Origin of the sequence: Bradyrhizobium sp. CCBAU 51627 (assembly GCF_028128765.1) — a bacterium.
Taxonomy (GTDB): domain Bacteria; phylum Pseudomonadota; class Alphaproteobacteria; order Rhizobiales; family Xanthobacteraceae; genus Bradyrhizobium.
On sequence record NZ_LBJG01000004.1, the window covers coordinates 88,736 to 95,423 of the forward strand.

General features: G+C 65.3%; 6 protein-coding genes. 4 read left to right on the top strand and 2 right to left on the bottom strand.

Features of this window, described 5'->3' with window-relative positions; translation table 11 throughout:
• Positions 1–35: 35 nt before the first annotated feature.
• The 3 genes from XH88_RS02135 to XH88_RS02145 are packed head-to-tail and all read left to right on the top strand — an operon-like array spanning position 36 to position 4,128.
• On the top strand, positions 36–1,949 hold the full coding sequence (locus XH88_RS02135; protein ID WP_271613770.1) for an SDR family NAD(P)-dependent oxidoreductase: 1,914 nt from the start codon (positions 36–38) through the stop codon (positions 1,947–1,949).
• A gap of 2 nt (positions 1,950–1,951) precedes the next feature.
• On the top strand, positions 1,952–3,184 hold the full coding sequence (locus XH88_RS02140; RefSeq protein WP_271613771.1) for a glycosyltransferase family 4 protein: 1,233 nt from the start codon (positions 1,952–1,954) through the stop codon (positions 3,182–3,184).
• A complete protein-coding gene (locus XH88_RS02145) occupies positions 3,181–4,128 on the top strand; it encodes an NAD-dependent epimerase/dehydratase family protein (RefSeq protein WP_271613772.1) in 948 nt (315 codons plus the stop codon). The genes XH88_RS02140 and XH88_RS02145 overlap by 4 nt, the downstream gene beginning before the upstream one ends.
• Here the strand turns inward: XH88_RS02145 and XH88_RS02150 are convergent.
• On the bottom strand, positions 4,116–5,123 hold the full coding sequence (locus XH88_RS02150) for an MraY family glycosyltransferase (RefSeq protein WP_271613773.1): 1,008 nt from the start codon (positions 5,121–5,123) through the stop codon (positions 4,116–4,118). The two genes, XH88_RS02145 and XH88_RS02150, sit on opposite strands and share 13 nt — an antisense overlap.
• Positions 5,120–6,079: a lysylphosphatidylglycerol synthase transmembrane domain-containing protein gene (locus XH88_RS02155; RefSeq protein ID WP_271613774.1), complete on the bottom strand. Its 960-nt coding sequence runs from the start codon at positions 6,077–6,079 to the stop codon at positions 5,120–5,122. Before XH88_RS02155 ends, XH88_RS02150 begins: the two co-directional genes overlap by 4 nt.
• A gap of 303 nt (positions 6,080–6,382) precedes the next feature.
• Between XH88_RS02155 and XH88_RS02160 the strand changes: the two genes are divergently transcribed.
• Positions 6,383–6,688 (top strand): sugar phosphate nucleotidyltransferase (locus XH88_RS02160; protein ID WP_271613775.1); only part of this gene is annotated, 306 nt, incomplete at its 3' end.

Here is a 6,688-nt window from a genome sequence, read left to right on the forward strand (position 1 = left end):
AGGTTGTACCTATTGGGATATTCATTGGTCGGCGGATGACGCGACTTTCGCATCTCACCTTGCGCAATTTTCTGATCGCGCTTCACGATCTGCTGGCGACCATGGCGGCGCTGTTCGCGGCTTTCTATCTGCGCTTCGAGGGCGGCGACTATTTCTACGACCGCCTGCCGCTGCTGTTCCAGATTCTGCCCTACTTCCTCGCCTTCAGCGTGGTGGTGTTCTTCGTCTTCAACCTGTCTTCGGCGAAATGGCGCTTCATCTCGCTGCCGGACGCGATGAACATCATCCGCGTCGCGAGCGTGCTGACGGTGGCGCTGCTGGCGCTCGACTATATCTTCGTCGCCCCCAACGTCCGCGGCTCCTTCTTCCTCGGCAAGGTGACGATCGTCCTCTACTGGTTCCTCGAGATTACCTTCCTCAGCGCCTTGCGCATGGCCTACCGCTATTTCCGCTACACGCGGGTGCGGCGTCACGCGAGAACCGACGACGCTGCGCCGACGCTGCTGATTGGCCGCGCCGCGGACGCCGAGGTGCTGCTGCGCGGCATCGAGAGCGGGGCGATCAAGCGGATCTGGCCGGTCGGCGTGCTGTCGCCGTCGAGCTCGGATCATGGACAGCTGATCCGCAACCTGCCGGTGCTGGGCGGCATCGAGGACATCGAGGACGTCATTGCGGACTTCGCCAGGCGCAACAAGGCGATCGCTCGCGTGGTGATGACGCCGTCGGCGTTCGAGCCGGAGGCGCATCCGGAATCGATCCTGATGCGCGCGCGCAGGTTGGGCGTGATCGTCAACCGCATGCCCTCGCTCGAGAGCGGCGACACGCCGCGCCTGACCGCGGTCGCAGTCGAGGATCTGCTGCTGCGGCCGAGCGAAAAGATCGACTATGCGCGCCTCGAGGCCTTGATTAGGGGCAAGGCGGTGATCGTCACGGGTGGTGGTGGTTCGATCGGCTCGGAGATCTGCGAGCGTGTCGCCACCTTCGGCGCCGCGCGGCTGTTGATCCTCGAGAATTCCGAGCCGGCACTCTACGCCGTCACCGAGGCGCTGGCCGCGCACGATACGGGGGCCGCGATCGAGGGGCGGATCGCCGACATCCGCGACCGCGAGCGCATCATGCGCCTGACGGCCGAGTTCAAGCCTGACATCGTGTTCCACGCAGCCGCTCTCAAGCACGTGCCGATCCTGGAGCGCGACTGGAGCGAAGGCGTCAAGACCAACATCTTCGGCTCGATCAACGTCGCCGATGCGGCCCTCGCCGCCGGCGCCGAGGCCATGGTGATGATCTCGACCGACAAGGCGATCGAGCCGGTGTCCATGCTCGGGCTGACCAAGCGTTTCGCCGAGATGTACTGCCAGGCGCTGGACCATGATCTTGCGGCCGGCGGCGGTGGCGCCAAGCCGCCGATGCGCCTGATCTCGGTTCGGTTCGGCAATGTGCTGGCCTCGAACGGCTCGGTGGTGCCGAAGTTCAAGGCTCAGATCGAGGCCGGCGGCCCCGTCACGGTGACCCATCCGGACATGGTCCGCTACTTCATGACCATCCGCGAGGCCTGCGACCTCGTGATCACGGCGGCGACGCATGCGCTCGGAACGAGGCGTCCGGACGTTTCGGTCTACGTGCTCAACATGGGCCAGCCGGTGAAGATCGTCGATCTGGCCGAGCGCATGATCCGCCTCTCGGGCTTGCAGCCCGGCTACGATATCGAGATCGTGTTCACCGGGATGCGGCCAGGCGAGCGCCTGCATGAAATCCTGTTCGCTTCCGAAGAGCCGACCCGCGAGATCGGTCTTGCCGGCATCATGGCGGCGCAGCCCAACGAGCCGCCGATGCAGATCCTGCGCAAATGGATCAGCGCCCTCGACCAGGCGATCGCGCGGGACGATCGGGCGACCATCAAGAGCATCCTGAAGGATGCGGTCCCCGAATTCGGGTCGACCGCGGCCTGACCATGCAGCCGCAACACAAGATCGCTGGCAAGATCGTCGTCGCGAGCCAGCATTATCCGCCTGATCCGAGCACGACCGCTGCGATCATGGCCGAGATCGCCTGCCGTCTCGCTGCCGAGCACGAGGTTGTGGTGCTGTCGGGCTCGCCAGGCGCGCTGCCGGCATCGCAGACAGGTGCGGACAAGCCCCGCGTGATCGCCGTCAAGAACCGGCTGGCGGGAAAGGCGGCGCTGGTCCGGCGCGGCCTTTCCGAGTTGCTGTTCGCGCTGCGCATCTTCGTCGCGCTGTTGCGGCGCGTGCGGCCCGGCGACGTCGTGCTCACCGTCACGGCGCCGTTCGTGCTGCCTTACGCGGCCGTGGCTGCCGCGTGGGTCAAGGGTGCGCGTTCGGCGCTGATCATGCACGACCTTTTCCCCGACGTGCTGGTGATGTCGGGCCTGCTGAAGCCGCGCTCGATCGTGGCGGGCGCGATGCGCGCCGCCAACAGCCTGATGTTCCGCGCGCTCAATGCCGTGATCACCATCGGCCGCGACGCCGAGCGGCCGCTGCTCAGCTATGCCGGCATGACGCGGAACAAGATCCGTTTCATTCCGAACTGGGCGACGCTGGTGCCTGCGGCGCGGCCGGTGACACCAGACAATCCATTCCGCAAGGGGCTCGCCGGACGCTTCATCGTCGGACTGTCAGGCAATCTCGGTTTCACCCATGATCCGGAGATCGTGTTCGAGGCGGCGCGTCTGCTCAAGGACGAGCCGGAGATCCACTTCCTGCTCTCCGGCTGGGGCATCGGATTCGAGCGGCTGAAGAAGTTGCAGGCCGAAGCGAATCTCGCCAACATCTCCTTCGTGGCGCGGGTCGAGGATTCCGCGCTCGAGGCGCTGCTGACCGCGGCCGACCTCTGGATCATCCCGTACCGGAAGGACGTCGCGGGAGTGTCGGTGCCGAGCCGCTTCTATAATCTGCTGGCGGTCGGCCGGCCCGTCGTGCTGGTCTCTGAGTCCGAGGCCGAGGCCGCATTGACCGTGGTGGAGCACGGGCTCGGCTGGGTTGTAACGCCCGGCCGCGCCGATCAGCTTGCAAGCGCCATCCGGACCGCTTTCAGGTCGGACGCTGCCGACCTCGCGAAGCGGGCAGTGACGGTGGCGTCACGGTTCGATCGCGTCGCCGCGATGAATGCCTATGCGGCGCTGATCGGAGAATTGCTGCACCAACCTAACCTTTCGGAGCAACGATGATTGAGCGGAAGCCGGTTGTGCTGGTGACGGGAGCGAGCGGCTTCGTCGGCCGCCACCTCATTCCGATGCTGGCGCGTGAGGGATGGTCCGTCCGCCGTGCGGTTCGCATGGCGGACGGCCTCGACGGGGAGTTTGTCATCCCATCGATCGGGCCTGAAACGGACTGGCGGACGGCGCTTGCCGATGTCGATGCCGTCGTCCACCTTGCCGCACGCGTTCATCACAAACGTGAGGAGCATGCGGCCGATCTTTATAGAACGATAAATAGTGCCGGCACGTTGCAGCTGGCCCGCAGTGCGGCGAGGGCTGGTGTTCGCCAATTCATCTTCATCAGCACAGTTCTTGTTCATGGCCGCAGCAATGGAGATCGCGCGCCGTTCAGCGAGGAGGACGTCCTGACGCCCCATGGCGTTTACGGCATCTCCAAGGCTGAGGCAGAGGCGGGCCTGAAGGTATTGGCCTCCGAGACCGACATGAAGATCTCGACGATCAGACCGCCACTGGTCTACGGCGCTGGAGCGAAAGGCAATTTTGCGCTGCTGACACGTGCGGTCAACTTGGGCTTTCCACTGCCGTTAGCCGAGATCAATAACCAACGTGCGTTTGTGGCCGTACAGAATCTTTCTTCGTTCATTGTTCATCGACTGGCTCACCCCGATCCCATCAGCAATTTCGAGACTTTCCTGGTCGCCGACAAGGAGCAGATATCGACCCCGGAATTCATCACACGGCTTGCCAGGGCATCCGGCACGCGTCCCAGGCTCTTTGGGATGCCGCCAGGATTGCTTCGCTCCTTTCTCACCATCACGGGCCGGCAAGAAACTTGTGACAGCCTGCTCGGCTCGCTCGAGCTCGACATCTCCAAGGCGATGGCGACGGGCTGGCAGCCGAAAGTGTCGCTCGACGAGGGTCTGCGCCTGGCGCTGGCGGCTCAGGACGCCTGAGGCCGGGAGAACCGCCGCAGCACGAAGCCGACCGCGACTGCGCCGGCGACAAGTGCGAGCGGCGTGACCGTCATCGAGCCGGAACGGACGGTGAGGATAGCAAGCGCGGCCAACACGAGGTTGAGTGCAAACACATCACCGATGACGCGCGGAACCGTAAACCCGTTGTCTGTGGCGCGCTGATAGAAATGCGAGCGGTGCGCCGACCAGAACTGTTCACGCCTTGCGATGCGCCGGAACAGCGTGATGGTGGCATCCGCAAGATAATAGGCCGGCAGCAGCAGCGCCGCGGCGGGCTGTCCATGCCAGGCGAGCTCGAGCAGGCACCAGCCGAGCAGAAGGCCGATCGGCAGGCTGCCGACATCCCCCAGAAAGACTTTTGCGACCGGCTTGTTGAACGGCGCAAAGCCGAGCATCGCGCCGCACAGGGCGGTAGCGATCGACACCGCCGGCCAGGACAATTCCCCGATCAGCCCGAACAGCAGCAGCGCGGCGGTGACGGGCACCATCTCGGCCACCGTCATCAGATCGAGCCCATCCATGAAGTTGACGAGGTTCACGAACCAGATGCCGGCGAGCACGATCAGGCCGCGCTCCAGCGCCAGCGGCAGTGCCGGTAGGACACGCGCATCATCGGGCGCGGTGAACACGACCGCAGCGACGCAGCCGGCCTGCAGCACGAGCCGCACCAGCACCGGCAGCGGGACGATGTCGTCGGCGAACCCGACCAGCGCGATCACGACCGTCGCAATCACCAGCGCCGGCGGGATCGCAACGTTCGTCCAGACGGCCCATGTCATCGCGACGACGAGTGTCGCCGATATCACCGCGATGCCTGCGCCTTGCGGGGTCGGGACACGATGCGAGGAGCGGGCATTCGGCCGAGCCAATGCGTAGCGCTGGAGCAGGGGGCGGCTGGTCCAGGTGACGAGCGCCGAGATCAGCGCGGCGATCGCAACGGCAAGCAGCGCGGCCACGATCACAGGCGCGGTCACTCCGGGACCCCGAGCTGCGCCGAGCCCTGCGCGGCTTTTTCCGCGCTGAGGATCCAGACCAGGCCGCCGAACGCGCCGACGATGAAGAAGACCGCACCGAACAGCAGCGAGATGTTGACGCCTTCATTGGCGGCGAGCCCGGCAAAGCCGAAGGCCAGCCCCATGCTCGCCTCGCGCACGCCCCAGCCGGCAATCGAGATCGGCATCAAGGTGATCAGCATCACCGGTGGCACCAGCAGGAAGACCTGGGCGAACGTGACGGGGGCTGCGATCGACTGTACCACGCACCAGGCGATGACGACGGCAAGGACGTGAACCAGCAGCGACAGGACCGCAATGATCGGTCCCCGCGGGCGGCTGAAGATGACGCGGTTGGCGATCACGGCGCAGGCGTGGATGTGGTGGGTGGCCCACCACGTCTTCAGCCACGACCATTTCAGCGCGCCGAAGATCAAAAAGCCGATGCCGCCGGCAAGTGCTACGAAGTCGACGAGCAGCAGCGCCGAGCGGCCGCTCGGATCGGTGATCAGCCGATAGCTCCAGGGCAGGCTCGCGACGATGAGGATCGCAAGCGCGACAAGGCCGATGGCGCGGTCGACGAAGATGGAATAGGTCGCCGCGCGCCATCCGGCGCCGGCGCGCGCGACCAGCCAGAGCCGGACCGCGTCGCCGCCGATCGCGGACGGCAGGGTCTGGTTGAAGAATGAGCCGATCACGTTGTAGCGCATGGCGCGGCCGAGCTCGAGCGGCGCGCCGCATTCGTCGCTGATCTCGCGCCAGCGCAGCACGCCGACAAAGATCTGCAGGAACGTGACCGCGATCGCCATGCCGATCCAGAGCAGGCTGGTCGCGGTGAAGCGCGACAACAGCTCGGTCAGATCGACCTTGCGGAGCGCCAGATAGAGCAGCGCCGCGGAGATCAGGATTTTGGCTGTCGACAGCAGGATTCGGCGCATCTCGCCCGCGGGGTTTGCTGAGATTGGAGGCGACCCGACGCGAGGCGCCGAATTCGGCCGCTTTGGTATGGTTTTGGCGCCGATCTTGCAATAGCGGTTATCAGAAGGGGTTGGCAGAAGGGGCCATAAGGGGCGTGGTCTATGGCAAGCCCCTCGATACCGGCCGAGAGGCCGCAGACAGGCCTTTAGGCCCGGCGACTTCACGCATCTTGACGCCGCGGCCCGTGTAGTATCCAAGCCGATCGCACGGGGTCCACAATTTTGTCACCTGGTATAGGGACGACTTCAAGGTTTGAGATGACGATGGACAAGCGCATCATCCCCCTGATCATGTGCGGCGGCGCCGGCACACGGCTTTGGCCGGCTTCGCGCGAGGTGCGCCCGAAGCAATTCCTGCCGCTGTTCGGCGCACGCTCGACCTTCCAGGACACGCTGCTGCGCGTCTCCGACGCTGCGCTGTTCGACCGCCCTGTTGTCATCACCAACGCGGCCTACCGCTTCATGGTGCTGGAGCAACTCGCCGAGATCGGCATCGAGGCCGACGTGATCCTCGAGCCGATGCGGCGCGACTCCGGCCCCGCGATCGCCGCCGGCGCGGCGTTTGCGCAA

Bases quoted from the DNA above. Each gene is read 5' to 3' on its own strand.
- XH88_RS02135 (WP_271613770.1), top strand. From the start codon at position 36: ATGACGCGACTTTCGCATCTCACCTTGCGCAATTTTCTGATCGCGCTT.
- XH88_RS02140 (WP_271613771.1), top strand. From the start codon at position 1,952: ATGCAGCCGCAACACAAGATCGCTGGCAAGATCGTCGTCGCGAGCCAG.
- XH88_RS02145 (WP_271613772.1), top strand. From the start codon at position 3,181: ATGATTGAGCGGAAGCCGGTTGTGCTGGTGACGGGAGCGAGCGGCTTC.
- XH88_RS02155 (WP_271613774.1), bottom strand. From the start codon at position 6,079: ATGCGCCGAATCCTGCTGTCGACAGCCAAAATCCTGATCTCCGCGGCG.